General features: G+C 71.4%; 20 protein-coding genes. 14 read left to right on the forward strand and 6 right to left on the reverse strand.

Annotated elements, in window-relative coordinates; genetic code table 11:
* Nucleotides 1-287: 287 nt before the first annotated feature.
* Both EAD89_RS13025 and EAD89_RS13030 read left to right on the forward strand, forming a co-directional pair.
* A complete protein-coding gene (locus EAD89_RS13025) occupies nucleotides 288-1079 on the forward strand; it encodes a deoxyribonuclease IV (RefSeq protein WP_121654373.1) in 792 nt (263 codons plus the stop codon).
* Nucleotides 1076-3505: a hypothetical protein gene (locus EAD89_RS13030; RefSeq protein ID WP_121675887.1), complete on the forward strand. Its 2430-nt coding sequence runs from the start codon at nucleotides 1076-1078 to the stop codon at nucleotides 3503-3505. Before EAD89_RS13025 ends, EAD89_RS13030 begins: the two co-directional genes overlap by 4 nt.
* Nucleotides 3506-3629: 124 nt before the next feature.
* On the opposite strand, the gene EAD89_RS13035 is transcribed toward EAD89_RS13030, so the two are convergent.
* The 3 genes from EAD89_RS13035 to EAD89_RS13045 form a co-directional block, all read right to left on the reverse strand.
* A complete protein-coding gene (locus tag EAD89_RS13035) occupies nucleotides 3630-5135 on the reverse strand; it encodes a glycosyltransferase family 87 protein (protein WP_121675888.1) in 1506 nt (501 codons plus the stop codon).
* A gap of 125 nt (nucleotides 5136-5260) precedes the next feature.
* Nucleotides 5261-8125: a transglycosylase domain-containing protein gene (locus EAD89_RS13040; protein ID WP_121675889.1), complete on the reverse strand. Its 2865-nt coding sequence runs from the start codon at nucleotides 8123-8125 to the stop codon at nucleotides 5261-5263.
* A gap of 197 nt (nucleotides 8126-8322) precedes the next feature.
* On the reverse strand, nucleotides 8323-8772 hold the full coding sequence (locus EAD89_RS13045) for a DUF5318 domain-containing protein (RefSeq protein ID WP_121654147.1): 450 nt from the start codon (nucleotides 8770-8772) through the stop codon (nucleotides 8323-8325).
* 174 nt (nucleotides 8773-8946) lie between these two features.
* Between EAD89_RS13045 and EAD89_RS13050 the strand changes: the two genes are divergently transcribed.
* Both EAD89_RS13050 and EAD89_RS13055 read left to right on the forward strand, forming a co-directional pair.
* Entirely contained in the window at nucleotides 8947-9585 is a 639-nt protein-coding gene (locus EAD89_RS13050) for a PadR family transcriptional regulator (RefSeq protein ID WP_121654148.1), read from the forward strand.
* Nucleotides 9586-9608: 23 nt separating this feature from the next.
* Nucleotides 9609-10688, forward strand: a complete 1080-nt coding sequence (locus tag EAD89_RS13055; protein ID WP_121654149.1) for an inositol-3-phosphate synthase — start codon at nucleotides 9609-9611, stop codon at nucleotides 10686-10688.
* Nucleotides 10689-10795: 107 nt separating this feature from the next.
* Here the strand turns inward: EAD89_RS13055 and EAD89_RS13060 are convergent, their stop codons facing one another.
* Entirely contained in the window at nucleotides 10796-11281 is a 486-nt protein-coding gene (locus EAD89_RS13060) for a methylated-DNA--[protein]-cysteine S-methyltransferase (protein WP_121675890.1), read from the reverse strand.
* Between the two features lie 179 nt (nucleotides 11282-11460).
* Here EAD89_RS13060 and EAD89_RS13065 point away from each other — a divergent pair, with 179 nt between their 5' ends.
* Together EAD89_RS13065 and EAD89_RS13070 are read left to right on the forward strand one after the other, a co-directional pair.
* Nucleotides 11461-11982 carry a hypothetical protein gene (locus EAD89_RS13065; RefSeq protein ID WP_233578615.1) on the forward strand — a complete coding sequence of 174 codons (522 nt, stop codon included), beginning with the start codon at nucleotides 11461-11463 and terminating at the stop codon, nucleotides 11980-11982.
* Nucleotides 11983-12007: 25 nt separating this feature from the next.
* Nucleotides 12008-13543 carry a flotillin family protein gene (locus EAD89_RS13070; protein WP_121654152.1) on the forward strand — a complete coding sequence of 512 codons (1536 nt, stop codon included), beginning with the start codon at nucleotides 12008-12010 and terminating at the stop codon, nucleotides 13541-13543.
* Nucleotides 13544-13599: 56 nt separating this feature from the next.
* On the opposite strand, the gene EAD89_RS13075 is transcribed toward EAD89_RS13070, so the two are convergent.
* Nucleotides 13600-15063, reverse strand: a complete 1464-nt coding sequence (locus EAD89_RS13075) for a CCA tRNA nucleotidyltransferase (protein WP_121675891.1) — start codon at nucleotides 15061-15063, stop codon at nucleotides 13600-13602.
* A 127-nt stretch (nucleotides 15064-15190) separates the two neighbouring features.
* Here EAD89_RS13075 and murJ point away from each other — a divergent pair, with 127 nt between their 5' ends.
* The 7 genes from murJ (at nucleotide 15191) to EAD89_RS13110 (ending at nucleotide 23573) form a co-directional block, all read left to right on the forward strand.
* Complete coding sequence (gene murJ, locus EAD89_RS13080) at nucleotides 15191-16945, forward strand: murein biosynthesis integral membrane protein MurJ (protein ID WP_121675892.1); 1755 nt, start codon at nucleotides 15191-15193, stop codon at nucleotides 16943-16945.
* 444 nt (nucleotides 16946-17389) lie between these two features.
* On the forward strand, nucleotides 17390-18997 hold the full coding sequence (locus tag EAD89_RS13085) for a protein kinase family protein (protein WP_121675893.1): 1608 nt from the start codon (nucleotides 17390-17392) through the stop codon (nucleotides 18995-18997).
* A 43-nt stretch (nucleotides 18998-19040) separates the two neighbouring features.
* Entirely contained in the window at nucleotides 19041-19748 is a 708-nt protein-coding gene (gene sigM, locus EAD89_RS13090) for an RNA polymerase sigma factor SigM (RefSeq protein ID WP_121675894.1), read from the forward strand.
* Complete coding sequence (locus EAD89_RS13095; RefSeq protein WP_121675895.1) at nucleotides 19745-20749, forward strand: hypothetical protein; 1005 nt, start codon at nucleotides 19745-19747, stop codon at nucleotides 20747-20749. The genes sigM and EAD89_RS13095 overlap by 4 nt, the downstream gene beginning before the upstream one ends.
* A 181-nt stretch (nucleotides 20750-20930) precedes the next feature.
* Nucleotides 20931-21881, forward strand: a complete 951-nt coding sequence (trxB, locus tag EAD89_RS13100; RefSeq protein WP_121654158.1) for a thioredoxin-disulfide reductase — start codon at nucleotides 20931-20933, stop codon at nucleotides 21879-21881.
* A 31-nt stretch (nucleotides 21882-21912) separates the two neighbouring features.
* Nucleotides 21913-22236, forward strand: coding sequence for a thioredoxin (trxA, locus tag EAD89_RS13105; protein WP_030331849.1), 324 nt, complete (start codon nucleotides 21913-21915; stop codon nucleotides 22234-22236).
* Between the two features lie 170 nt (nucleotides 22237-22406).
* Nucleotides 22407-23573, forward strand: a complete 1167-nt coding sequence (locus EAD89_RS13110) for an N-acetylmuramoyl-L-alanine amidase (RefSeq protein ID WP_121654159.1) — start codon at nucleotides 22407-22409, stop codon at nucleotides 23571-23573.
* Between the two features lie 41 nt (nucleotides 23574-23614).
* Here the strand turns inward: EAD89_RS13110 and EAD89_RS13115 are convergent, their stop codons facing one another.
* Complete coding sequence (locus EAD89_RS13115) at nucleotides 23615-24280, reverse strand: GNAT family N-acetyltransferase (protein ID WP_074315552.1); 666 nt, start codon at nucleotides 24278-24280, stop codon at nucleotides 23615-23617.
* Between the two features lie 294 nt (nucleotides 24281-24574).
* Here EAD89_RS13115 and EAD89_RS13120 point away from each other — a divergent pair, with 294 nt between their 5' ends.
* Entirely contained in the window at nucleotides 24575-25888 is a 1314-nt protein-coding gene (locus tag EAD89_RS13120) for a PLP-dependent aminotransferase family protein (protein WP_121675896.1), read from the forward strand.
* Nucleotides 25889-25891: the final 3 nt, after the last annotated feature.

Raw genomic sequence — 25891 nt, forward strand, 5'->3', positions numbered from 1 at the left:
GTACCTTGTCGGGGGAAAAAGCACAAATTTCCGAGATTCTTCATCGGTCGGGTCTGGTGTGCCGAGGGGCCGCCCCCGCCACGCCGGGCCGCGCGGCGGGGGTGACCTCGCTGTCGGGCCGTCGACCACCGGATGCCGTACGCGGCGTTCACGCCACCGACGGCACCGGCGCTGCCGCCGGGCTCCATCCCATCAACGATCGTCGGTACGTTCGGTGACGCGCTTGACGGCGACACCGCGCCGACCGGTCGCCCCACCCGTCAGGGTCGCGACGTAGGCTCGCTCGCATGCGTATCGGAGCCCACGTCGATTCGACCGACCCGCTCGCGGAGGCGGCCGCCCGGTCCGCCGACACCGTGCAGTTCTTCCTCTCCGACCCGCAGGGGTGGAAGGCGCCCAAGCCCCGGGAGGACGCCGAGCGGCTGCGCGCCGCCGAGGTCGACCTCTACGTGCACGCGCCGTACGTCATCAACGTGGCCACCCTCAACAACCGCATCCGGATCCCCAGCCGCAAGCTGCTGCTCGGGCACGCGAACGCGGCCGCCGCCATCGGCGCCAAGGGCCTGATCGTGCACGGTGGGCACGTCAACGCCGGGGACGACCTGGCTGTGGGCTTCGACAACTGGCGCAAGACATTCGCGTACGCGGCCGACTCCGGCGGCTTCGGCGTGCCCGTCCTGATCGAGAACACCGCCGGCGGCGACAACGCGTGCGCCCGCCGGCTGGACGCGCTGGCCCGCCTCTGGGACGCCATTGGCGACCACGAGGTCGGCTTCTGCCTGGACACCTGCCACGCGTACGCCGGCGGCGAGGAACTGCTCGGCCTGGTCGACCGGGTCAAGGCGATCACCGGGCGGATCGACCTGGTGCACGCCAACAACTCCAAGGGCGGGTTCAACTCCGGCCAGGACCGGCACGACAACCTCGACGGCGGAACGATCGACCCGGAGCTGGTGGTGGCGGTCATCCGGGCGGCCGGGGCGCCGGTGGTCGTCGAGACACCGGGCGGCGTCGCCGGCCAGGCCGCCGACATCGAGCTCCTCCGTCAGCAGCTCGGGACGGGAAGCACGGCAGCATGACGACCGGCCAGTCCGGGACCGGAAGCGCCCGGCCCACTCCCACCGGGGACGCCCCGATCCGGCCGTCGGTCCCGGCCGCCGGCGCCGCCCCCACCCCGGCGGCGCGCACCGCCGCCACGGCATCCGACACCACGACCGCCGCTGCCGCCGCGGACCGCCCGGTCAGTGGCGACGGCACGACGGCCAGCGTCACCACGAGCGACGGTACGAAAGCCGCCACCCCCACGGACGACGGCCCCGAGCCCGGCCCCGCGAAGAACGACGCTCCCAAGCCCGACGCGGCCAAGGACAGCGCGGCGAAGGACGGCGCAGCCACGGGCAGCACGACCAAGAACGGCGCGACCAAGAACGGCGCCACCACGGACGATGCAGCCGCCGACGGCGCGGGCAAAGACGGCGCAGCCAGGAACGGCGCGACCAAGAACCGCACGGCCAAGAACCGCACGGCCAAGAACGGCCCAGCCAAGAACAGCGCGACCAAGAACGACCCAGGCAAGGGCGACGCGGCCAAGGGCGGCACAGGCACGAACGGTGCGACCAAGGGCGGCACGGGCAAGGGCGATGCGGCCAAGGGCGGCGACACGACCGAGGGTGAGAAGGCCGGCGATGCCGACGCTTCGGTGCAGACCGACGGTGCGGCGAAGTCGGCGGGATCCGAGCGCTGGGAGGCGTTCGCTTCCGCCCCGGAGCCGGTGCCCTCCCCGCTCAGCCGGGCGACACGCGCCGCCGGCCGGTTCCTGATCCACGAGTGGACACTGGCGAGCCTCGGCGCGCTGGCGCTGGCCGTGTTGATGACCTGGCCGACGCTGCGTTACCCGCGCTACACCCTGCCGCAGGACTACTGGGACCCGAGCCTGCAGGCATGGCAGATGGCCTGGTCCGGGCACATCCTGCTGACCGAGCCGGCGCGCCTGTGGCAGTCCAACACGTTCTTCCCCGAGCTGTGGAGCTTCGCGTTCTCCGACACGCTGCTCGGCTACGCCCCGGCCGGGATGCTCGGCAGCGGCCCCGAGGACGCGGTGCTGCGCTACAACATCATGTTCGTGCTGGCGCACGCGCTGGCCACGCTCGGGGCGTACGCGCTGGCCCGGCAACTCGGCTCGGGCCGGATCGGCGCGGCGGTGGCCGGCGTCGCCTACACCTACGCGCCGTGGTTGCTGGCCCAGGCCGGGCACCTGCACGTGCTCTCCAACGGCGGGATCCCGCTGGCGCTTGCCATGCTGGCGCGCGGGCACGGCTGGTCGCTGCGGCACGGCTACCGGCCCGAGCGCCGGCACGACGGCTGGGTGTACGGCGGCTGGCTGGTGGCGGCCTGGCAGCTCAGCCTCGGCTTCGGCATCGGTCTGCCGTTCGCGTACTTCCTGGCCGGCGCGGTGCTCGTCGCCGCCGTCCTCTTCTACGCGCGGCGGCTCCGCACCGGCCGGGCGCTGCCGTTCGGCCGCCGGCTGCTCGTCGCCGACCTCGTGGGCGGGGTGCTCTTCGCCGGGGTGGGTCTGCTGATGGCGATTCCGTACTTCAAGGTGACCGAGCTGCACCCGTACGCCGAGCGCAGCATCGGCGACATCAGCATCTTCTCGCCGCCGGCGTCCGGCTTCGTGACCGCGCCCGCGGAGTCACGGATCTGGGGCGGGCTGCACGAGGGTGCCCGAGCGGCGCTGCCGTGGCACCCGGAGATGACTCTGCTGCCGGGCTTCGTGCTGTACGCGTTGGCCGCCGGTGGGCTGTTGTTCTCGGTCTGGCGGCTACGGCACCGGCTGCTGCTCCTCGCCGGGGTTCTGGTGACGATGGCCTTCGCGATGGGCACCCGCTTCTTCGACGGCGCCTTCACCTACGTCCCGCTCTTCGAACACGCACCCGGCTGGAACGCGCTGCGTACCCCCGGGCGGTTGATGCTCTGGACGACGCTGCTGCTCGCCCTGCTCGCCGCGGGCGCGGTCACCGCCCTCACCGAACGGGTCCGCGAGCTGGCCGCGCAACGGATCCCGTCCTGGCCGGGGCCGTGGCTGCGCCTGGCCACCCTGCTGCCGTTGCTGCTGGTCATCGTGGAGGGCCTGAACACCACCCCGCATCCGGTGGTGCCGACGCAACCGGCCGCGCTGCGCACGGTGGAGGGGCCGCTGCTGGTGCTGCCCAGCAACCAGAGCCTGGACCAGCATGTGATGCTGTGGTCCACCAGCGGCTTCCCGGACGTGGTGAACGGTGGCAGCGGCTTCACGCCGCGCCAGCTCGACGACGTCCGCCGGGTGACCCAGTCGTTCCCCGACCAGACCAGCGTCGACTACCTGCGCACGCTGGGCGTCCGCACGGTGGTGCTGCTGCGCGGGCAGGTCGCCGGAACGCCGTGGGAGATCACCATCGACGCGCCGGTCGACTCCCTCGGCATCACCCGGCAGGAGATCGACGGCGCCGTGGCGTACCGGCTCTGACGCGGCTGGCGTCGGGGGCGGGGTTTGCGGGGGAGCCCACCCGGCTCCGGGCGGTCAGGCTTGATCCCTGCGCCGGGCGGGCTCCCCCGCAAACCCTGACGTCGCCAGGCCGCGTGAATGCGGATCAGGTGGTGGCGGGTTCGCGTGAGGGTTCACTGGTCGTCGCTCGCTGTCGCCAGCGGTCCAGCCAGGGGGCGTCCGGTGCGCCGTCGAGCACGCCGCCGTCGGGGTCGTCCGGATAGGTGGCCCGCACCGCGTCCCGCTCGGGGTGCAGGATCTCCCGGATGACCAGCACGCAGAGCACCACCACGGTGGCCAGCCGCAGCGTCGAGGCCAGCACGAACACCCCTTCCGGGAAGACCGGGCGGCTGGTCGCCGCGCCGAGCAGCTCGCCGTAGAAGGCGACGAAGTAGCAGACCTCGGCGAACTGCCAGGCCAGGATGGCGCCCCACTTGGGGCGGGCCAGCACCACCAGGGGCAGCAGCCAGAGCACGAACTGCTGGGACCAGACCTTGCTGAAGATGAGGAACGCGGCGACGACCAGGAAGGCGAGCTGGGCCAGCCGCGGCCGGCGGGGCGCCCGCAGCGCCAGGACCGCCACGCCGAGGCAGGCGAGCCCGAACAGGGCGTACGAGATGGTGTTGAGGGTGGGGATGTTGGCGTTCAGCCACTCGAAGGGGCCGAGCCGGGCGGGGTCTCCGCCGACCTTGCCGTCGAGGTAGCGCCCGATGTACCAGAGCGTGCCCCAGTCGATGGGTCGAGTGGTGTTCAGCTCAAAGAACCGGTCCCAGTTCTCCGGGTACGCCCGCGCGGCCGGCAGGTTCACCAGCACCACGGCGGCGATTGCGGTCCCGATGGCGGTGAGCGCGGCGCGGACCCGGTCGGCCCGGAGCGCCAGGATGAGGATCGGTCCCAACAGGAACAGTGGCCAGAGCTTCGCCGCGCCGGCGAGGCCGAGCAGCACTCCGGCCACCACGGGTCGTTTCCGGGCCCAGGCCAGCAGGCCGAACGCGGCCAGCCCGATGGCGAGCAGGTCCCAGTTGACGGTGGCGGTGAGCACCAGCGCGGGGGCGAGCGCGAACAACGCGGCGTCCCAGGGTCGTCGTCTGCGTAGCGCCAGGATCACCGCCACGGTGGCCACCGCGAGCGCGCCCAGCACCAGCGCGTTGAGGTTGTAGAACCACTGGCCCTGGTTGATGCTGGGGTCGCCGTCGCCGATGGCGTGCACCGGCAGGCCCAGCGCCCCCATGAAGTAGCCGGTCAGCACCGGGTACTCGACGGGGTGGTCACGGTAGGGCACCTTGCCCTCGTTGAGCCCCTCGGCGTAGTAGAGGGCGAGCACGTCGGTGTAGCAGAACTTGGTGTACTGCTCGTTGTTCTGCCAGGCGCCGTCCTGGCACGGTGACTTCTGCACCCAGTGCAGGGCGAGCGTGAGGCAGACCAGCGCCAGCACGATCCGGACGGCGGTCCAGAACCGGCGTTCACCGCCGGCGGGCCGGTTCAGTGCCGTCGCGTGGTCGCCGAGGGGTCCGCCGATCACGCCGGAGATGCCGCGGACGAACCCGTCGGAGCGGGACGGGTGGTCGGTGGTTCCGGCGTCGTCGATGCCGGGCGTCGACTGGGTGCTCATGGGAAGGCATCCTGCCGTACGACGGGGGTGCGCGTCCTGTCCCGGCGCGCGGATCCGGGTACGGAAACGCCGCCGCCGGCCGGACAGGTCGTCCGGCCGGCGGCGGCGTCGTTCAGCGGTGCGGGTCAGTCCCGATTGGTCGGTGGCAGGCCGGGTAACAGCCCGCCGCCGTTGCCGCCGTTTCCGGGTCGGCCGGGATCGTTCGGGTTGTTGCCCCCGTTGTTGCCGCCGTTGTTGCCGTCGGTACGCGGGCAGAAGGGGTTGGTCAGCGGGTCACAGGGCAGCTGCCCGCCTGGTCCACCGGGCCCACTCGGAAGACCCGGGATGACAGGTGGGGTCACCACCGGCTCCTTGCCGTTGCCCTTCGTGACGTCGCCCTCGCCGGTGACGCTGGGCAGGGGAATCTCCTCCTGCCCCTTTAGCGCGGTGTTCATGTACTTCTCCCAGATCGGACCGGGGAGCGTCGATCCACCAATGGCCTTACCGCCGGTGAGGCGGATCTTCGGCTTCTTCGGATCCCGGCTACCCACCCAGACGGCGGTGGCGATCTGCGGGGTGTAGCCGACCATCCAGGCGTGCGCGTTGTCCCTGCTGTCGTACTCCCAGGTGCCGGTCTTGCCCGCAGCCTGGCGCCCGTCGTCCAGGGAGAGGTTGTTGGGTCGGGGGATCTGCTTCAAGACACCGGTGACCTCGTCGGTGACCCGCTTGTCGATCCGCTGCTCCGGCTTGATGCGCTCGCTGCGGACCACCTTCCACTTGCCGGTGCCCTGGTCCTGCTGCTCCACCTTGATGACGAAGTGGGCCTTGATGTACTTACCGTCGTTGGCAAAGGTGGCGAGGGCGTTCGCATGGTCGAACACGGTGATCGGGTACTTGCCGAAACCGGTCCAGTTGTCGAACGGGGTCCGCTGCTTCTTCGACAGGTCGAAGGCCTGCGGTGGGTCGACACCCCACATCGTGGTCACGCCGGCCTTCTTGGCCATGTCGACCACCTTCTCGGGGCCGATCTTGTCGGTGACCCAGTAGAAGGGCACGTTGTAGGACTGGATGGTCGACTCTTCGAGGGTGCACCACTTCCCGCACTTGCCCGCGCCTCGGTTGGCGTTGCCGATTTCGACATCGGTGCCCTCGGGCTTGAACGGCGTCGCGTCCCAGTGCGACTTCACCGAGATGCCGTCTTCGATCGCGGCGGCCAGCGTGTACACCTTCATCGAGGAGCCCGGCTGGTGGCCACCGGTCAGGTCACCGTTCTTGTCGGTGTTCTTGCCGGCGTAGTCGAAGTCGGCCCCGCTGTCGCCGCCGTAGTAGGCGAGCACGCGACCCTTCTTCGGGTCGATCGATACCACTGCCGCCATCAGGTTCTTCGGCTGATCGTTGAGCTCCGAACCCTTCTTCGACTGCATCGCCGTGTTCTCCGCGGCGGCCTGCAGCTTCGGGTCGATGGTGGTGGTGATCCGGTAGCCGCCATCCCGTAGGGCGTCGACGCAACTGACCTTGCCCTCGGCGCCGCTGTCGGAGCAGAGACCCATCTGGTCCATCTCCTGGCGCACGTAGTTGATGACGTTGCCCCGCGGGCTGTCGACACCGAACCCGACGCCGTCCTTCTTCGGTGCCAGCACCTTGGGGTAGGCGGTGGGCGACTGCGGACGCCCGGGGGCGTCCAGCCAGCCCTCCTTCTTCATGCCAGCGATCACGTAGTCCCACCGGGACTTGGCGTCCGTCGGGTTGACCGCCGGGTCGTACCCCAGGTGGGTCTCGCTCTTCACCGGCTGCTTGATCAGCGCGGCCAGGACCGCGCCCTCGCCGACGGTGAGCTTGCTCGCCGGCTTGCCGAAGTAGGTCTGCGCCGCCGCTTCGATGCCGTACGCGCCGCGGCCGAAGTAGATCACGTTCAGGTAGTGCTGCATGATCGTCGGCTTGTCGTACTTCTCGTTCAGCTTGGAGGCGAGGATGGCCTCCTTCACCTTCCGGCCGTACGTGTCGTCCTGGAGGTTCTCGAAGGCGTTACGGGCGTACTGCTGGGTGATCGTCGAAGCACCCTGCTTGTCACCACCGGAGACGTTGTTCCACGCCGCCCGGACGATGCCCTTGTAGTCGACGCCCGAGTGCCGGTAGAAGTTCCGGTCCTCCGCCGCCGCCACCGCATCCTGCACGTGCTGCGGGATGTCCTTGATGGTGATGAAGGTGCGGTTCTCGCTGCCCAGCTTGGCCAACTGGGTAGTGCCGTTGTTGGCGTAGACGGTGGTGGACAGGGGCAGCGGCATCTCGTTGGGCATGACCACGTTGGTCGAGTAGTAGGTGAAGCCGACCACGCCGACGCCGGCGAGCATGATGAAGACCGCGAACCCGGCGATCAGCAGGTTGATCCGCTTGCGCTTCTTCGCCCGGGCCGCGCCCGGGTCACCCGGACCGCGACCGCCCCGACCTCCGCGACCCGGACCGTTCGGCCCACCAGGTCCGCCGGGGCCACCCGGGCCGCCGGAGACCGGTGAGACGCTCGCCCGGGCCACCGCGGCCCGACCACCGACGGATGCCGATCCGACACTGGCCCGGCCCGCCGAGGCGGCGCCGACGGACGCGGCGCCGACGGCGGCCCGACCGGCCGGTGCGCCCGGTGCGGGAGACACGGGCACCGAGGCTCGGCCCGCGCCAGCACGACCGGCGGCCACGCCGGGCGCCGGCGACACCGGCACCGATGCCCGCCCGGTCCGACCCGGCGCGGCCGAACCCACCGAGGCGGATCCGGCGGCCGCTCCGCCGCGCGGCGGCACCACGGCGGCGCCACCCACCGAGGCCCGCCCACCGGCGGCCCGCGGTGTGACCGAGGCACGACCGGGGGACGCCCCGGCCTCCGAGGCCGACCATCCGCTCCCTCGGGAGTCACCGCCAGGTCGGCGGTACGCGTCGTCCGCGCCCGGTCCGGGGTCGCCGTCCGGCCCCGGGTACTGGGTCCGTCCACGCGCAGAACTGGGATCGCCGTACGAGTTCATTCCTCACACCCTGCCGGTCGCGGTGGGGCGCGACTGCGCCGCCACCGGGTTGCCGTGAGTTGCTTCACCCGGGACGCCGGCACGGGGGTGCCGGTTCGCCGGGGTCATTGCAGTATCAATCGGGCCAATCAGACCAACGAGCGGTCGGCCGTCCCGGGTAGCGTCTGCGGCCCCGGGGCCGGTCGAACCAGCTGAGATCACCGTTGCGCCTCTCGCCTCCGCCGGCCGGCGCCACCGGCGCCCGCCGCGTCCTGCTCGCTGATGCCGTCGCCTTCGCCGGTGAGACCGTCCCGGCCGAGCAGGTACTGCTCGACGAGATGGTTCCAGTCACAGCCGAGGCACACCTCCACCACGAAGACCTGGAACTCACGCAGCGTCATCGCCAGCACGGGCAACTCAGCCAGTGTCCGGGCCTGGCCGGCGGACTGCTTGAGCTCGTCCCCGTAAATGTAGTGGACGAGTGTCAGGTTCTCACTGCGGCAGATCGGGCAGCGCAGGTCGGTCGGCTCGCCGTGGAACCGCGCGGCGTTTTTCAGGTACGGCGACGCGTCGCAGACGTCGTACGTGCCGACCCGGCCGGCCAGGAGCTCACGCAGCACCGCTCGCTTCTGGAGCGAGTAGTCGACGACCTGGCGCTGCGTACGCATGCGGAGAAGGGTACGCGGTCCGGCTCGACCAGGCGACCACGGTCACGATCCGTGACGACAGCATCCCGGAACGGGGGTTTGCCCTGGCATCCTCGACCCGCTAACGTGCGATGTATCGGTCCGATACATCGCGGCGGTTACCGCTCCGCGCCGGGGGTAAGAGAGGGTGGCGCAGTGCTCGAGTTCGCCATCCTCGGCCTCCTGCAGGAGTCTCCGATGCACGGCTATGAGCTGCGCAAGGAACTGACCGCCAAACTCGGCGCGATCCGGGCGGCGATCAGCTACGGCTCGCTCTACCCGACCCTGCGCAGGTTGCAGGCGGCGGGATGGATCACCGAAGCCGCCGAGACACCCGCCACCGCCGAGGAGGTTCCCGCGCTGACCAGCCGACGAGGTCGGGTGGTCTACAAAATCACCGCGGAAGGCAAGGAACGCTTCGCCCAGCTGATCGCGCAGGCCGGGCCCGAGACGTACGACGACACGGGTTTCGGAGTGCACTTCGCGTTCTTCGCCCGGACCGACCAGGCGACCCGACTGCGCATTCTGGAGGGTCGCCGCCGCAAGATCGAGGAACGTCGCGAAGGACTTCGCGACGTGCTGGGCCGGGCGGCCGAGCGCCTCGACGCTTACACCCTGGAACTGCAGCGCCACGGCCTTGACGCCTGTGAGCGCGAGGTCCGCTGGCTGGAGGAGCTCATCGCCAACGAGCGCTCCGGCCGAGCCCCGACGGTCCCGGACATCGGGACGGCCGGTGGCCGACGAGAAGACAACAGCCCGCCTCCGCCTGGAGAGACCAGGAAAGAGCGGCCGTGACAGAAAAGAAGGAGGCAGACGCTATGGGCTCCGTCCGCGTCGCCATCGTCGGTGTGGGTAACTGCGCCTCGTCCCTGGTTCAGGGCGTCGAGTACTACCGGAATGCCGACCCGAACGACCGCGTCCCGGGTCTCATGCACGTCGCCTTCGGCGACTACCACGTCTCCGCCGTCGAGTTCGTCGCGGCGTTCGACGTGGACGCCAAGAAGGTGGGCATGGACCTCGCGGAGGCGATCGTCGCCAGCGAGAACAACACCATCAAACTCTGCGACGTGCCGCCGACCGGCGTCAGCGTGCAGCGCGGTCCGACCTTCGACGGTCTGGGCCAGTACTACCGCGAGATCGTCGAGGAGTCCGACGCCACCCCCGTCGACGTGGCGCAGGCACTGCGCGACGCGCAGGTCGACGTCGTCGTCTGCTACCTCCCGGTCGGCTCGGAGCAGGCCGCCAAGTACTACGCCCAGGCGGCGATCGACGCCGGCTGCGCGTTCGTCAACGCCCTGCCGGTCTTCATCGCCTCCGACCCGGAGTGGGCCCAGAAGTTCACCGACGCCGGCCTGCCGATCGTCGGTGACGACATCAAGAGCCAGGTCGGCGCCACCATCGTGCACCGCGCCCTCGCGAAGCTCTTCGAGGACCGCGGCGTCGAGCTGCTGCGCACGTACCAGCTCAACTTCGGCGGCAACATGGACTTCATGAACATGCTGGAGCGCAAGCGGCTGGTCTCGAAGAAGATCTCGAAGACCCAGTCGGTCACCTCGCAGATCCCGCACGAGATGAGCAAGAGCGACGTGCACATCGGCCCGTCGGACCACGTGCCGTGGCTCGACGACCGCAAGTGGGCGTACATCCGCCTGGAGGGTCGCTCGTTCGGTGACACCCCGCTGAACGCCGAGCTCAAGCTCGAGGTGTGGGACTCTCCGAACTCGGCCGGCGTCATCATCGACGCGGTCCGCGCCGCGAAGATCGCGCTGGACCGGAAGATCGGCGGCCCGATCCTGTCGGCCTCGTCGTACTTCATGAAGTCCCCGCCGGTGCAGTACGCCGACCACGACGCCCACCAGGCCGTGGAGGAGTTCATCGCCGGTGAGGTCGAGCGCTGACCCGCTGAAACCAGCACGGCGAGGGCCGGGTCCGAAGGGACCCGGCCCTCGCCGCGTTCAGCCCACCATCTCCAGGTACGGCGACAGCCGTAACGCGCGCACCCTCGTCAGAGCCCGTTCCAGGCGTGTCGCAGCGCGACCCCGGCCTCCAGCTCCAGCAGCTTGACCTTGCGGGGCAGCCCGCCGCCGAAGCCGACCAGCTTGCCGCCCGCGCCGACGATCCGGTGACACGGCACGATCACGGGCACCGGGTTGCGGTTGCAGGCAACGCCCACCGCCCGTGCCGCCCCGGGATCGTCGACACGTCGCGCCACCTCGCCGTACGTCAGAGTCTCCCCGTACGGAATGCGGGTCATCTCCCGCCACACCGCCCGCTCGAAGTCGGAGCCGCGCGGTGCCGACACCGGGACGGTGAACGCGGTCAACTCGCCGGCGAAGTACGCCCGAAGCTCGGCGACGGCCCGGCGGGACAGCGCGTCCTCGGGCTCCTCGCCGGCGGCCTCGACCCGGCCGAAGTGGGCGCCGCAGACGCTCGTGCCGTCGGTGGCCACGGAGAACTCGCCGATCGGTGAGTCGAGGACGGTCCAGCGCATCGGCCCATTGTCCCTGCTGCGGACTCCTTCGCCAGGCCGGCGGTCGGCCGGCGGCGCAGAGAGATAACTCGCCGACGTCCGGTGGCGCTGCCCCCTTTTCGATCAAGGCCGCCCGACCGGCCTCGGTAGATCATCTTCGCGTCGGGATGGATGGTTGAACGTTGCGCCACATCGATACCGTGCAGGTCGTGGCCACGGGGACGCTCATCTTTCTCATCATCGGCGGGGCGGGTGTCGGCGTGCTGGCGCTCGCCCTGCTCGGCACCGAACTCTTCCAGTTCGGGCATGGCGACGTGGACGGGCCGATCAGGCTCGAAACGGTCGCCGGCTTCGCCGGGGCGTTCGGGTTCGGCGCGGCCATCGTCAACGAGCTACTCGGTGCGCGTACACCCGGAATGGTCGCGGGGGCGGCGGCCGGCGGTCTGATCGCCGCCGTGCCCACCGGCTGGTTGGCGTCCCGGCTGAGCCGGGCGGCCCGGAACATGCGCACCGACCCCACCCCCACCCGTGACGACCTGGTCGGCGCGCTCGGCCTGGTGGTCACCCCGGTGCCCGTCGACGGCTACGGCGAGGTCCGGGTACGCGTCGCCGGTCAGCCGGTCAAGCTCAACGCCCGCGCCGACCAGCCGATCCCGGTCGGCGCCCAGGTCTTCGTCGTGCAGGCGCTCAGTGAGACCAGCGTGCTCGTCGAGACCTACTGACTCCTTCTCGCAGACGGGACCCTTCATGCCCCTGTTAATCGCCATCGGCGGCGCGGTACTCCTCGTGCTCGTCCTGGTGTTCTTCGTGCTCTCCCGGATCAAGGTGGCCGGCCCGAACGAGGCCTTCATCGTGACCGGCCGCAAGGGCCGCACCACACAGACCGCCGACGGCGGCCGGTCGACCGACATGTCCGGCCAGAAGGTGGTGCTGGGCGCCTCGGTCTTCGTGCTGCCGGTGGTGCAGAAGCTCCAGTCACTCGACCTGTCCAGCCGGAGGATCGACGTCGGCATCCGGGGCGCGGTGAGCAAGCAGGGCATCCGCACCGACCTGCACGGGGTGGCGATCGTGAAGGTCGGCGGCACCGAGGACGCGATCCGCGCCGCCGCCCAGCGATTCCTGCACCAGCAGGACGAGATCGACAACTTCACCCGGGAGGTGCTGGCCGGTGCGCTGCGCTCGATCGTCGGTCGGCTCACCGTCGAGGAGGTCATCCGGGACCGGGCGGCGTTCGCCAGCGCGGTGGCGGAGGAGGCCGAGCACTCGATGACCAACCAGGGTCTGGTGCTGGACACGTTCCAACTCCAGGACATCCTGGCCGAGGGCTCCTACCTCCAGGACCTGGGTCGGCCCGAGGCCGCCCGGGTCCTCAAGGACGCGGCGATCGCCGAGGCGCGGGCCCGGCAACAGGCCGAGCAGGAGCGGCTGCTCGCCGAGGAGGCCATCGCCGAGGCGAACCGGAACCTGTCCCTCAAGCAGGCCGGCATCCAGGCGGAGATCGACGCGGCGAAGGCGAAGTCGGCGGCGGCCGGGCCGCTCGCGCAGGCGGAGCGGGACCAGGCAATCCTCTCCGAGCAGCAGAAGGTCGCCGAGCGCAACGCCGAACTCAAGCAGCGCCAACTGGACACCGAGGTGCGCAAGCCGGCCGACGCGGCCCGGTACAAGGTGGAGCAGGAGGCCGAGGCGTCCCGCGCCGCGGCGGTGCTGCACGCCGACGCGCAGCGGCAGTCGGTCATCGCCGCCGCCCAGGCCTCCGCCGAGCAGGCGCGGCTCACCGGTGAGGGCGAGCGGGCCCGACGGGCCGCGCTCGCCGAGGCGAACGCGATCGAGGGCGCCAAGGAGGGCGAGGCCGAGCAGCGCCGGCGCTCCGCGATCGCCGAGGCGGTGGAGCGGGAGGGTCAGGCCGAGGCGGCGGCCATCCTGGCGAAGGGCCAGGCCGAAGCGGACGCGATGGCACGCAAGGCGGAAGCCTTCGCCGCGTACGGGGAGGCGGCGGTGCTGGACCTGCTGGTCAAGGTGCTGCCGCAGGTGGTGGAGGCGGCCAGCGCCCCGATCGGGGCGATCGACAAGATGACCGTCATCTCCACCGACGGCGCCTCGTCTCTGACGAAGTCGGTGGCCGGCAACGTGGCCCAGGGGTTGCAGCTCGGCAGTGACCTGACCGGGATCGACCTGGCCGGCCTGCTCGCCCGGCTCGGCTCGGCGTCCGGCGCGGGCGGCAACGGCACGACGACCGGCAAGGGCACCACGGCCGTGGACGGGACCGCCGTCGAGACCCGCTGACGCCGTACGCCGACGGGCGCCGCTCCCAGGTTTCGGGGGTGGCGCCCGTCGGCATATCAGGAGATCAGGCCCTCGGCGCGGGCCCAGCGCAGCAGCTCCGCCTCCGCGGCGTCCCGGTCCAGCGGGCCGTGCTCCAGGCGCTGCTCCTTGAGGTGCTTCCACGCCCGCCCCACGACCGGCCCCGGCGGTACGCCGAGCAACTCCATGATCGCGTTGCCGTCCAGGTCCGGGCGGACCCGCGCCAGGTCCTCCTCGGCCGCGATCCGGGCGATCCGATCCTCCAGCGCGTCGTAGTCCGCGCCCAACTGCGCGGCCTTACGCCGGTTGCGGGTGGTGCAGTCCGAGCGGGTCAGCTTGTGCAGCCGAGGTAGCAGGTCACCGGCGTCGGCGACGTAGCGGCGTACCGCCGAGTCGGTCCACTCGCCCCGGCCGTACCCGTAGAAGCGCAGGTGCAGCGCGACCAGCGCGGTCACCTTCGCGGTGATGTCCTTGGGGTAGCGCAGCGCCTTCATCCGGGCCTTGGTCAGCCGGGCGCCGACCACCTCGTGGTGGTGGAAGCTGACCCGGCCGTCGGAGCCGACCGCCTTCGTCGCCGGCTTGCCCACGTCGTGCATGAGGGCGGCCATTCGCAGGATGAAGTCGCAGCCGCCCTCCTCCTCGAAGGAGACCGCGTTCTCGACGACCGTCAGGGTGTGCTCGTAGACGTCCTTGTGCTGGGCGTGCTCGTCGATCTCCAGCTTGAGCCCGGTCAGCTCCGGCAGGAACCGCTCGGCCAGCCCGGTGTCGACCAGCAGCCGCAGCCCGGTGATCGGGTCGGCGCCGCAGAGCAGCTTGGTGAACTCGTCACGGATCCGCTCGGCGGTGATCCGGTCCAGGTCGGCGGCCATCCGGCTCATCGCCGTGTGCACGTCCGGGTGCACGGCGAAGCGCAGCTGGGCGGCGAACCGGGCGGCCCGCAGCATCCGCAGCGGGTCGTCGCCGAACGACTCGCGGGGATCGGCGGGGGTACGAATGACCTTCGCCGAGAGATCGTCCAGCCCGCCGTGCGGGTCGGTGAAGCGGTGCTCCGGCAGGCTGACCGCCATCGCGTTGATGGTGAAGTCGCGCCGCCGCAGATCCTCGGTGAGACTGGTGCCGTAGACCACCACGGGGTTACGGGTGACCTGGTCGTACGACTCGGCGCGGAAGGTGGTGATCTCCAGCCGGAGGCCGTCGCGCTGGGCGCCGATGGTGCCGAACTCCCGGCCCGTCTCCCAGATCGACTCGGCCCAGCCCTTGATGACCCGCAGCGTCTCGTCGGGGTGCGCGTCGGTGCAGAAGTCCAGGTCGTCGCCGAGTCGGCCGAGCAGCGCGTCCCGCACCGAACCGCCCACCAGGTGCAGCTCGTGACCGGCGCGTACGAACCGGCGGCCCAACTCGTCGGCGACCGGGGAGACCCGGAGCAGTTCGGCGACGGCGTTGCGCTGCGCGGCGGTGAGTTCGCGGCGGTCGGCGGCGTGGGGAGCGGAGGCTTCGGACATGGGATCGCCAGCCTATCGGGCCCGGTCGGCATCCCCTCCGCCGGGCGCGGGTAACGGGTACCGGTTGACTAAGGTCTGTGACGTGCGGGTCGGTGCCCGGCTCGACGTACCCCCTGGGAGGCTGGAGATGAGCGGCGGGCTCTACCGCAGCGCGAACGCCGCGCAGGGCGGCGGTGCGGGAGCCGGCCTGGGGCCGGGGGACGGCGCCACCTTCATCTCCGCCGAGCCGCTGAACCAGCCGGCCATGGAGTCGACCGCGCCACCGCAGGAACAGGTGGGCGAGGCGAGCGCCGCGACCAACAGTGCGGTGATGGCGATCGGCAGCCTGGTCAGCCGGGGCACCGGCTTCCTCCGCACGCTGGTGCTGACCGCGGCGCTGGGTGGCGCGCTGGTCGGTGACGCCTACACCACCGCGCAGATCCTGCCCGGAATGGTCTACGAGTTCCTCCTCGGCGGAATCCTCACCAGCGTGCTGATCCCGGTGCTGGTCCGCCGGCGCAGGGCCGACGCCGACGGCGGCCAGGCGTACGCCCAGCGGCTGCTCACCCTGGCGGTGGTCACCCTGGCCGCGGCCGCGCTGGTCGCGGTGGCCGCCGCGTCGCTGCTGACCAGGCTCTACACCAGCGACAACCGCGGAACGGACTACCAGGACCTGGTCACCAGCCTGTCCTACCTGATGTTGCCGATGATCTTCTTCACCGGCCTCAGCGCGCTGATCAGCGCGGTACTCAACACCCGGGGGCACTTCGCCGCCCCGATGTGGGCACCGATCCTCAACAACATCGTGGTGATCGCCACCGCCGGGCTCTACATCGCGATCTTCGGTGCGGAGATCGTCCGGCCGGAGCAGATGACCACCGGCCGGATCCTCCTGATCAGCGGTGGCACCCTGCTCGGTGTCGCGATCCAGGCCGCCGGCCTGCTGCCGGCGCTACGCAGGGTGGGCTTCCAGTGGAAGCTCCGGTTCGACTTCCGCGCGCTCGGCCTGCGTGAGCTGGGCCGGCTCGGCGGCTGGATGTTCTGCTACGTGGCGGTCAGCCAGGTCGGCCTGATCGTGCTGTTCAACCTGCTCAACCGGGCGGGCGACGGGGACGCCGGCGCCCTGATCTACAACAACGTCTTCCTGCTGCTGATGATGGCGCACGGCATCATCGCCGTCTCGATCATCACCGCGTTGATGCCCCGGATGAGCGCCGCCGCCGCCGACGGCCGGTACGCCGACGTGGCCGCCGACCTGTCCCGGGGCACCCGGACGGTCTCCGCGGTGCTCGCTCCGATCGCCGTCTGCTACGCCGTGCTGGCCACCCCGCTGGCGGTCGTGCTGTTCCGCTACGGCGCGTTCAGCGACGAGAACGCCGCCGACACCTCGCTCGTACTGCTGCTGGCCGCGCTCGCCCTGGTGCCGTTCGCGATCAGCCAGCTCTTCACCTTCGCCTTCTACGCCCTGCCGGACACCCGCACCCCGGCGCTGATCAACATTCCGGTCGTGGCGCTGCGGATCGGCGTGCAGATCGTGCTGTTCGCCGCGTTCGCCGCCCACTTCGCGGCGGCCGGGATGATGATCGGTAACGCTGTCTCGTATCTGGCCGCGGCGATCGGCTCCGCCTGGCTGCTCCGTCCGCGGGTCGGCCGGATCGGGCTGGGCAACATCATGCGCACCCTGGGCCGGGTCCTGGTCGCCGCGCTCGGCGCCGCGCTGGTCGGCCTGCTCGCGGTCAACCTGCTGCCCGGCGGCGACACGCCGAGCTGGACCCAGGCCGTCATCCAGCTGGTGATCGGCGGAGCGGTGATCGGCGGTACGTACCTCGGTCTGGCCATGCTCCTGCGGATCGGGGAGATCACCGAGGTGGTCGGCATGGTCCGCCGCCGGATCGGTCGCTGAGCGGTAGCCGCCGGTCGCGGAGGGCGAATATCCACACGGATCGTGACCGTGGATCACCAGCCTGGGGATGCACTTGTGGATAACCCCGCGATTCGCCGGTCAGCCACCGATTCGCCTGTGGATAACTGACCGTACGGCTGAGCGTGTCGGACCGATCGGCGGGAACACGCCTGTTGGCGGCGGCGCGCACCTGGGCCGGCCCCGGCGTCGGTCACTTGCGGTGAAGCCGTAGATTGGCTAGTACATGTGCCAGCAACGTGGCTGACAACGGTCGTAACCGGACGACTCTTCCGACTCCCGGCACCCCGCCGGGTACGGCGGGAAGATGACATGTCGGAGAGACGGGCAACCCGGGTAAGGTCGCTCTCGACGGGTACGGCAGGCGCCGACGCTGCGCGTCGACACCGGTCGGCCGGTTCCTTCGACGGCAGAGCGGGAAGCCACATGCCCAGCAGTGCGGGTCCATCGATCGACACGATCACCGAGGGAGGACGGGTGACCCAGGTCGGCGAGGGTCAGGAGGCGGACGAGAGCGCTCCGCCGCTCATGACCTTCGGTGCTCCCACGGCCGGTGAGATCCTCGCCGAGCGGTACGAGCTGGTCGAGCACATCAACAACGACAGCGCGGGTCGGCTGGTCTGGCGTGGGGTCGATGTCATCCTGCGCCGTCCCGTCGCGGTGGTGCTGCGCTACCCGGGTGGCGACTCCGCCACCGAGATGCTTCAGGCCGCCGTCGCGGCCAGCCGGGTCATCCACCCCAACCTGGTCGGCGTCTACGACGCCATCGACGAGGCCGAGCGGGCGTACGTGGTGCGCGAGTGGGTGGACGGGCAGTCGCTGCGCGACCTGGCGGCCGAGGGCCCGCTGGACCCGGCCCGGGCCACCGCGATCGGCAACGCCGTCGCCAGCGCGCTCGCCGCGGTGCACGCCACCGGGATGGTGCACGGCAACGTGCACCCCGGCACCGTCATGATCAGCGACGAGGGCCGCGTGGTGCTGGCCGATGCGCGCACCGACGGCGCCGACAGCCAGGAGAACGACATCCGGGCGGTCGGCGGGGTCCTCTACTTCGCCCTGACCGGCCACTGGCCGCACGCCGAGGCACCGCTGCACGGCGCCACCGCCGGTCACGGCCGGGCCGCCATCCCGGACGCGGTCCGGGACGCCAGCGGCGGCATCGCCGCGCCCCGCCAGGTCCGGGCCGGCGTGCCCGCGTACCTGGACGACCTGACCATGGACCTGCTCGACGCCGAGATCGCCCCGCCCTCGTCGGACGTTCTCGCGGCCGAGTTGGCCCGACTGGACGTGCCGGCCGAGGAGGAGCACTACCTCGACAACAGCGGGCCCTTGCGGTTCGCCGCCGAGACCGAGGACGAGCCGTCCCCGCTGGCCGCGGCCGGTGGTCGCAAGGTCGCCGTGGGCATCGCCGGTCTGCTGGCGGTCGCCCTGGTCGGTCTGCTGATCGGGATCAGCGCCCTGGGCGGCGACGACGAGGACCCGAAGGGCAACGCGGGGGCCGCTCCCACCGCCAGCGCCCCGGCCGGCGAGGCCACCCCGGCCGCCGCCACCGTGCGCAAGCTGGCCGTGCAGGGCGTCCGGATCATCGACCCGGACAGCAAGAACCGCAGCGAGGTCGACGGCGCCGACAAGGTCATCGACGGTGACGAGGACAAGGGCTGGGAGACGGAGACGTACCGGGACCGGCCCAACTTCGGCAACCTCAAGAAGGGCATGGGCGTCTGGCTCGATCTCGGCGAGCCGCACAGCGTCAAGTCGGTGCAGGCGGTGCTCTCCGCTACCGGCGCCTCCGCCGAACTCCTCGCCGGCAGTGCCAACCCGCCGTCGAGTTCCAGCGGCGACAAGCAGTTGGTCGCGAGCTACAAGACCCACATCGGGCAGCCGTTCGAGGACCACGACGGCACCACCATGACGTTCAACGGCTTCGACGCGGACACGAAATACCAGTACCTGCTGTTCTGGATCACCGAACTGCCTCCGGCCGAGGGTGGCTTCAAGCTGGGGGTGCAGGAGATCACGGTCCAGGGGTCGTGAGCCGGGCACCAGACAGCAGGCACCGCATCCGCTGGACGCGGTGATGGACGGGCGCGACGCCGCAACGGACCTGGAGCTGCTGCGCGCCCACGTCAGCGGAGACCGGGACGCCTTCGCCGAACTGTTCCGTCGGCACCGGGACCGGCTCTGGGCGGTGGCCCTGCGGACGCTCGGTGACCGGGAAGAGGCAGCCGACGCCCTCCAGGACGCGCTGTTGTCCGCGCACCGGGCGGCTGGCCGGTTCCGCGGTGACTCCGCCGTCACCACCTGGCTGCACCGCATCGTGGTGAACGCCTGCCTGGACCGGATCCGACGCCGGCAGGCGCACCCCACCGTTCCGCTGCCGGACGGCAACCGCGCCGCGGACGGGTCGGGCACCCCCGGGGTGGAGCCGGCCGCGCCGGCGCAGGACCATGACACCGCGCTGGTGGTCCGGGAGGCGCTCGCCGCCCTGCCCGTCGAGCAACGTGCCGCCCTGGTTCTGGTGGACCTGCAGGGTTATCCGGTCGCCGAGGTGGCACGCATCCTCGGCGTCGCCGAGGGGACGGTGAAGAGCCGGTGCGCCCGGGGTCGGGCCCGGCTGGCGGTGCTTCTCGGGCACCTCCGCACGGCAGCGGCCGCGGTCCGCCCGGAGCCGTCCGGATCGGTCACGGACGTGCCCGGCGTCACGCAGGGGAACCCACGCCCGGTGGAGGGCGTCGGATCGGGGTCGGGCCGGTACCGGCGGGACGCCAATCAGGAGGACACGTGACGACCGAGGGGTACAGGGAGGTCGACGACGACCTGCTCGCTGACTACCTCGGCGGGGCGTTGGACGGCACCCCGCAGCAGGCGGAGGTCGCTCGGCTGGTCGACACGGACCCGGTCTGGGCCGGGGCGTACGCGCTGCTGGCCCACGCGGTGACCGAGGTCCGCGCCGACCTGGCCCGGTGGGCCGAGCCCGCCCCGGAGCTGCCGCCAGCGGTCGCCGACCGACTCACCGCAGCGCTGGCCGCGGCGGATCCCGCACGGAACGGCACCTCGGCCGACGCGGACACCGCCGACGTCGAGCCGGAAGCCGACGTCACCACACCGGTAGTGCCCGCACAGGGCGGAAGCGGTCGTCGGCCCGCCGGCCCCTCCCCGGCGGAGTCGGCACGCGGCCCGCGAACCGGCCCGGGTCGCGGTCGGCGCAGGTGGTCCCGGCGTGCCGCTCCGGTGGCCGTGGCGGCGGTCGCCGTCGTCGCGGTCGGGCTGGGCCTCACCCAACTCTCGACGAACTCCTCGGACACCGCCGGCACGAGTGCCCTGAACCAACCGGCCAGCGCGCCCGAGAGCGCGGCGGCCGCCGGCGCGGTCCGCACCACCGGGCCGGCCCTGCACAGCGGTACGAACTACACGCCGCAGACCCTCGGCAACCCGACGGGTGTGCCGTCCCCACTACGGGGCGGCGGCAGTAGCGTCTTCTCAGGGCAGCCTGGGATGGACGCCGAAAAGGACCAGCGAACGGCGGCGACGTCGGGCGGGCTGAGCCCGTTGGCCAGGCTGACCGACGAGGCCGCGCTGACCACCTGCCTGGCCGACGTTGCGGCGGAGCACGGATCCGCCCCGCTGGTCGTCGACGTGATCGACTACGCGGGGTTCCGGGGCGAACCGGCACTGGTCATCCGGTTCACCGACGCGGCGGGGGCCCGCTGGGCCTGGGTGAGCGGCCCGGAGTGTGGCGTCCCCGGGTCCGGCTCGGACAGCCGGTATTCGGCGCGGGTAGGGTGAATCTGCGGTCCCCGGCGCCCTGGGCGTCGGCGTGACCTGACCCACCGGATGTCCGGCTCGGGAATCCCCGGTTCGTACGATGACGTTCTGGAAGTCACCTGCCGGCACCCTCCAGGCGTCGGCACTCGGATCAGCATCGGTGCGTGCGCCGACGCCGACACACACAACTCGGGAGACGGCAGTGGACGAGGTCCGCAACCTGATCATCATCGGCTCCGGGCCGGCCGGTTACACGGCGGCCGTCTATGCCGCACGCGCCAACCTGAAGCCGCTGATCATCGAGGGCGTGCAGTCGGGCGGCGCGCTGATGACCACTACCGAGGTGGAAAACTTCCCCGGCTTCGCCGACGGCATCCTCGGCCCCGAGCTGATGGACAACATGCGCAAGCAGGCCGAGCGGTTCGGCGCCGAGTTCCTCACCGACGACGTGACCCGGGTCGAGCTGGTCGACACCGGCGACGCGGGCTCCGGCGCGGTGAGCACCGTCTGGGTCGGCGAGACCGCCTACCGGGCCCGCTCGGTCATCCTCTCCACCGGTTCGGCCTGGCGTCCGCTGGGCGTGCCCGGCGAGCAGGAGTTCCTCGGCCACGGCGTGTCCTCGTGCGCCACCTGTGACGGGTTCTTCTTCCGCAACCAGCACATCGTGGTCGTCGGCGGCGGCGACTCGGCGATGGAGGAGGCCAGCTTCCTCACCCGCTTCGCCGACTCGGTCACCATCATCCACCGGCGCGACTCGTTCCGGGCCAGCAAGATCATGGCTGACCGGGCGCTGAACAACGAGAAGATCAAGGTCGAGTGGAACAGCACCGTCGAGGAGATCCTGGGCGCCGACGGCAAGGTCACCGGCGTACGGGTCCGCAACGTGCACAGCGGCGAGACCAAGGTGCTGGACGTGACCGGCGTCTTCGTGGCCATCGGTCACGACCCCCGCAGTGAACTCTTCCGCGACCAGGTCGAGCTGGACGACGAGGGCTACGTGAAGGTCCAGGCCCCCAGCACCCGGACCAACGTGCCCGGCGTCTTCGCCGCTGGCGACGTGGTCGACCACACCTACCGTCAGGCGATCACCGCGGCCGGCACCGGCTGTGCCGCCGCGCTCGACGCCGAACGGTTCATCGCGACGCTCAGCTGAAAAATCGAACACATCCCGGAGGAGGGGCATAGTGGGAACAACCAAGGCGGTCACCGACAAGAGCTTCGTCGCTGACGTGCTGCAGGCCGACAAGCCGGTGCTGGTGGACTTCTGGGCCGAGTGGTGCGGCCCCTGCCGCAAGGTGTCGCCGCTGCTCGAGGAGATCGCCCGCGAGATGGGTGACCAGGTCACCATCGTCAAGCTCAACATCGACGAGAACCCGGAGACCGCCCGCGCCTACCGGGTGATGTCGGTGCCCACGCTCACCGTCTTCAAGAACGGCCAGCCGGTGCAGTCGATCGCCGGCGCCAAGCCGAAGGGCGAGCTGGTCCGGCTCATCGAATCGGCGCTCTGACCAGCAGGAACGTCACCGAACCCCGTACCCGTCATCGGGTGCGGGGTTCGCTGTTCTCCGGGGCCACGCCGCCGCCCGTTTTTCCAGCCCGAGCCACCTCGCAGCCCCGGAACGCATAGCCTCAAGCCTGGGCCGCCCGGCCAGCCAGCGTCGTGCAGAGGGGGTCGTGCGTGCGTCCGATCCGACCCGGTGACCGGGGACCCGCGGTCACGGAGATCCGTACCATCCTCACCGGCCTCGACCTGCTGGCGTCCGCCGCCAGCCCACACCTGGACGAGTTCGACCTCGACACCGAACGCGCGGTCCGCGCGTTCCAGCAGTCCCGCGGGCTCAGCGTGGACGGCCGGGTCGGTACGGAGACGTGGGGGGCCCTGGACGCCGCCCGGTGGCGGCTCGGCGCCCGCACCCTCTACCACGCGGTGCCCGAACCGCTCACCGGCGAGGACGTGCGGTCGCTCCAGGAGCGACTCCTGGAAATGGGGTACGACGTGGGCCGGGCGGACGCCATCTACGGCATCCGGACCTCCCGGGCGGTGGCCCAGTTCCAGCGCGAGGTCGGGCTCACCCCCGACGGCTCCTGCGGACCGCAGACCATGAACGCGCTGCGCCGGATCGGCCGGAAGGTGGTCGGTGGCCGCCCCCAGTGGCTACGGGAGTCCGACGCGATCCGGCAGTCCGGGCCGGCGCTGGTCGGCAAGACGGTGGTCATCGACCCCGGCCACGGTGGCACCGACCCGGGGGTGGTCGTGCCGGACGGGTCGTTGCGCTGGACGGAGGCGGACCTGATGCACGACCTCGCCAGCCGGCTGGAGGGGCGGCTCGCCGCGTCCGGAGTGCGGGTGCAGCTCACCCGGGGCCCGGCTCCCGACAGTTGCCTGCCGGACACCGACCGCGCGCAACTGGCCAACTCACTCGGCGCCGACGTGTTCATCTCGCTGCACCTGGACGGGCACGCCAACCCGGACGCGGACGGCGTGGCGACCTACCACTACGGCACCAACAACGGGGTGACCTCGGCGACCGGTGAACGGCTGGCCGGGCTGGTGCAGCGGGAGATCGTCGCGCGCACCGGGCTGCGGGACTGCCGTACCCACGCCAAGGCGTGGGATCTGCTGCGACTGACCCGCATGCCGGCGGTCCGGGTGGAGGTCGGCTATCTCACCTCGCCGACGGACCGCACCCGCCTGATCGACCCCCGGTTCCGGGACCGGGTGGTGGAGGCCATCGTGGCCGCGGTGCAACGGATGTACTTCCCGATCGAGCGGGACGTCCCGACCGGCTCGATCGACGTCAGCGAGCTGCGAGCGGTGGTGACCGCCGGGACGGTGGTCGACTGAGCCCTGCGGCGGGCACGGGAGACGCTCGACGCGACGTCCGCTCAGCCGCCGGTGGAGCGGGTGGCCGGGGCGGGCCGGACCGGGCGGAGCAGGGTCTCCGGGCTCATCGAGCCGAGCAGCTTCTCCAGCGCGTACTCGACGTCGGACTTCCAGCTCAGCGCGGTGCGCAGCTCCAGCCGGAGCCGGGGAAACCGCGGATGCGGACGGACCGTCTTGAATCCGACGGAGAGGAAGAAATCGGCCGGCGCGACACAGCCGCCCGCCGGATCGTCCGCGTCGCCGAACTTCGCGTCCCCGAACGCCTCGATCGCCTTGATCCCCCGCTTGGTCAGGTCACGGGCGACACCCTGCACCAGCATCCGGCCCAACCCGCCACCGGCGAACGCGGCGACCACGTTGGCGGTCATCAACAGCGCGGCGTCGGCGGAGACCGGCGAGGTGGGAAAGGCCATCGACCGGGGGACGTAGGCGGGCGGGGCGTACATCACGAAGCCCGCCGGCATGCCGTCGACGTACGCGAGCTTGCCGCACGAGCCCCACTCCAGCAGCGTCTGGGAGACCCACGCTTCCTTCTCCAGGCCCGGATCGCCGGCGGCACAGGCCCGGTCGGCGGAAACCGGGTCCAGCTCCCAGTAGACGCACTGTCGGCACGGGCGAGGAAGGTCTTCCAACGTGTCGAGGGTCAGGCTGACCAGACGTCGCGACATATGGCGCATCCCCACAATAGGCTCGGTGGTGAAACCGGCACGGAACGACAGCGCCGCCTTCCTGCCCCCGACGAGCGATCGTACGCCGCCGATCGACGGTACGGGAGGGGACGCGCAGATGCTCACCGCCGCGTGGGACACCGGGGACCGGTCCGGGATGTGGACGGTCCGGCGCAGCAGGCCGGCAGCGTGGCTCCGGCGGACTAGGATCGACAATCGGTGTCCCCGCCGCCATGGTCGCCAGCGTCCGGGGTACCCGGGGGGAGCCACCCGAGCAGCGATCGAGGTGAGGTCATGACCGGCACGACGCTCGACGACTACACCGACCGGTACGCCCGGCGGGTACGCGGGATGACCGCCTCCGAGATCCGAGCACTCTTCGCGGTGGCCAGCCGGCCGGAGGTCGTCTCGCTCGCCGGTGGGGCGCCGTACATCGCCGCCCTGCCGCTCGACGCGGTCGGCGAGATGCTCGGCCGGCTCGGGTCCGAACACGGCGTGACGACCCTCCAGTACGGCATCGGCCAGGGCACCCTTGAGCTGCGCGAACGGATCTGCGAGGTGATGGCGCTCTCCGGGATCGACGCCGGCTGCGGCGCCTCCCCGGAGGACGTGGTGGTCACCGTGGGCGGGCAGCAGGCGCTGGACCTGGTGGCCCGGCTCTTCCTCGACCCGGGTGACGTGGTGCTCGCCGAGGGTCCGACGTACGTCGGCGCGCTCGGTGTGTTCCAGGCCGCTCAGGCGCAGGTGGCGCACGTACCGATGGACGCCGACGGGCTGATCCCGGAGGCGCTGGAGACGGCCATCGCCGACCTGGCCCGCGCGGGGCGACGGGTGAAGTTCCTCTACACCATCCCCACCTACCAGAACCCGACCGGCGTGACGCTCAGCGAGGAGCGCCGGGAGCGGGTGCTCGACATCTGCGAGCGCGCCGGCCTGCTCGTGGTCGAGGACGACCCGTACGGTCAGCTGGGGTTCGAGGGCGAGGCGCCGGCGCCGCTGCGGGCCCGCCGCCGGGACGGCGTCTTCTATCTCAGCACGTTCTCCAAGACCTTCGCGCCCGGGCTGCGGGTCGGCTGGATCCTGGCGCCTCACGCGGTCCGCGACAAGCTGGTCATCGCCAGCGAGGCGCAGATCCTCTGCCCCAGCGGCTACGCCCAGGCCGCGGTCGCCACCTACCTGGGCACCATGCCATGGCGGCAGCAGCTCAAGGTCTACCGCGAGGTCTACCGGGAGCGCCGGGACGCCATGCTCGACGCGCTGGCCGACCTGATGCCCGAGGGCACCAGCTGGACCACCCCGGCCGGCGGCCTGTTCGTCTGGGCCACCCTGCCCGACGGGCTCGACTCGAAGGCCATGATGCCGCGCGCCGTCGCCGCCCGCGTCGCCTACGTGCCCGGCACCGGCTTCTACGCCGACGGCACCGGCACCGGCACGATGCGGCTGAACTTCAGCTTCCCGCCGCCCGAGCGGATCCGCGAGGGCGTACGCCGCCTGGCCGGAGTGATGGAGCAGGAGATCGCCATGCGTCGGGTCTTCGGCACCACGGGAGGCGCCGCCGGGCGCCGCGGCGGGGCCGGCTCCGACGTGCCGGGGCCCGACTTGGCATGATGC

This window comes from Micromonospora sp. BL4, assembly GCF_003667505.1.
Taxonomy (GTDB): domain Bacteria; phylum Actinomycetota; class Actinomycetes; order Mycobacteriales; family Micromonosporaceae; genus Micromonospora.

What these genes read in the sequence shown, in the direction of transcription:
- EAD89_RS13045 (WP_121654147.1), bottom strand. Translation starts at nt 8,772, where the DNA reads ATGCGTACGCAGCGCCAGGTCGTCGACTACTCGCTCCAGAAGCGAGCG.
- EAD89_RS13070 (WP_121654152.1), top strand. Translation starts at nt 12,008, where the DNA reads ATGCCCCTGTTAATCGCCATCGGCGGCGCGGTACTCCTCGTGCTCGTC.
- EAD89_RS13120 (WP_121675896.1), top strand. Translation starts at nt 24,575, where the DNA reads ATGACCGGCACGACGCTCGACGACTACACCGACCGGTACGCCCGGCGG.
- EAD89_RS13055 (WP_121654149.1), top strand. Translation starts at nt 9,609, where the DNA reads ATGGGCTCCGTCCGCGTCGCCATCGTCGGTGTGGGTAACTGCGCCTCG.
- EAD89_RS13060 (WP_121675890.1), bottom strand. Translation starts at nt 11,281, where the DNA reads ATGCGCTGGACCGTCCTCGACTCACCGATCGGCGAGTTCTCCGTGGCC.
- sigM (WP_121675894.1), top strand. Translation starts at nt 19,041, where the DNA reads ATGGACGGGCGCGACGCCGCAACGGACCTGGAGCTGCTGCGCGCCCAC.
- murJ (WP_121675892.1), top strand. Translation starts at nt 15,191, where the DNA reads ATGAGCGGCGGGCTCTACCGCAGCGCGAACGCCGCGCAGGGCGGCGGT.
- EAD89_RS13115 (WP_074315552.1), bottom strand. Translation starts at nt 24,280, where the DNA reads ATGTCGCGACGTCTGGTCAGCCTGACCCTCGACACGTTGGAAGACCTT.
- EAD89_RS13075 (WP_121675891.1), bottom strand. Translation starts at nt 15,063, where the DNA reads ATGTCCGAAGCCTCCGCTCCCCACGCCGCCGACCGCCGCGAACTCACC.
- EAD89_RS13025 (WP_121654373.1), top strand. Translation starts at nt 288, where the DNA reads ATGCGTATCGGAGCCCACGTCGATTCGACCGACCCGCTCGCGGAGGCG.
- EAD89_RS13035 (WP_121675888.1), bottom strand. Translation starts at nt 5,135, where the DNA reads ATGAGCACCCAGTCGACGCCCGGCATCGACGACGCCGGAACCACCGAC.
- EAD89_RS13085 (WP_121675893.1), top strand. Translation starts at nt 17,390, where the DNA reads ATGCCCAGCAGTGCGGGTCCATCGATCGACACGATCACCGAGGGAGGA.
- EAD89_RS13030 (WP_121675887.1), top strand. Translation starts at nt 1,076, where the DNA reads ATGACGACCGGCCAGTCCGGGACCGGAAGCGCCCGGCCCACTCCCACC.
- EAD89_RS13040 (WP_121675889.1), bottom strand. Translation starts at nt 8,125, where the DNA reads ATGAACTCGTACGGCGATCCCAGTTCTGCGCGTGGACGGACCCAGTAC.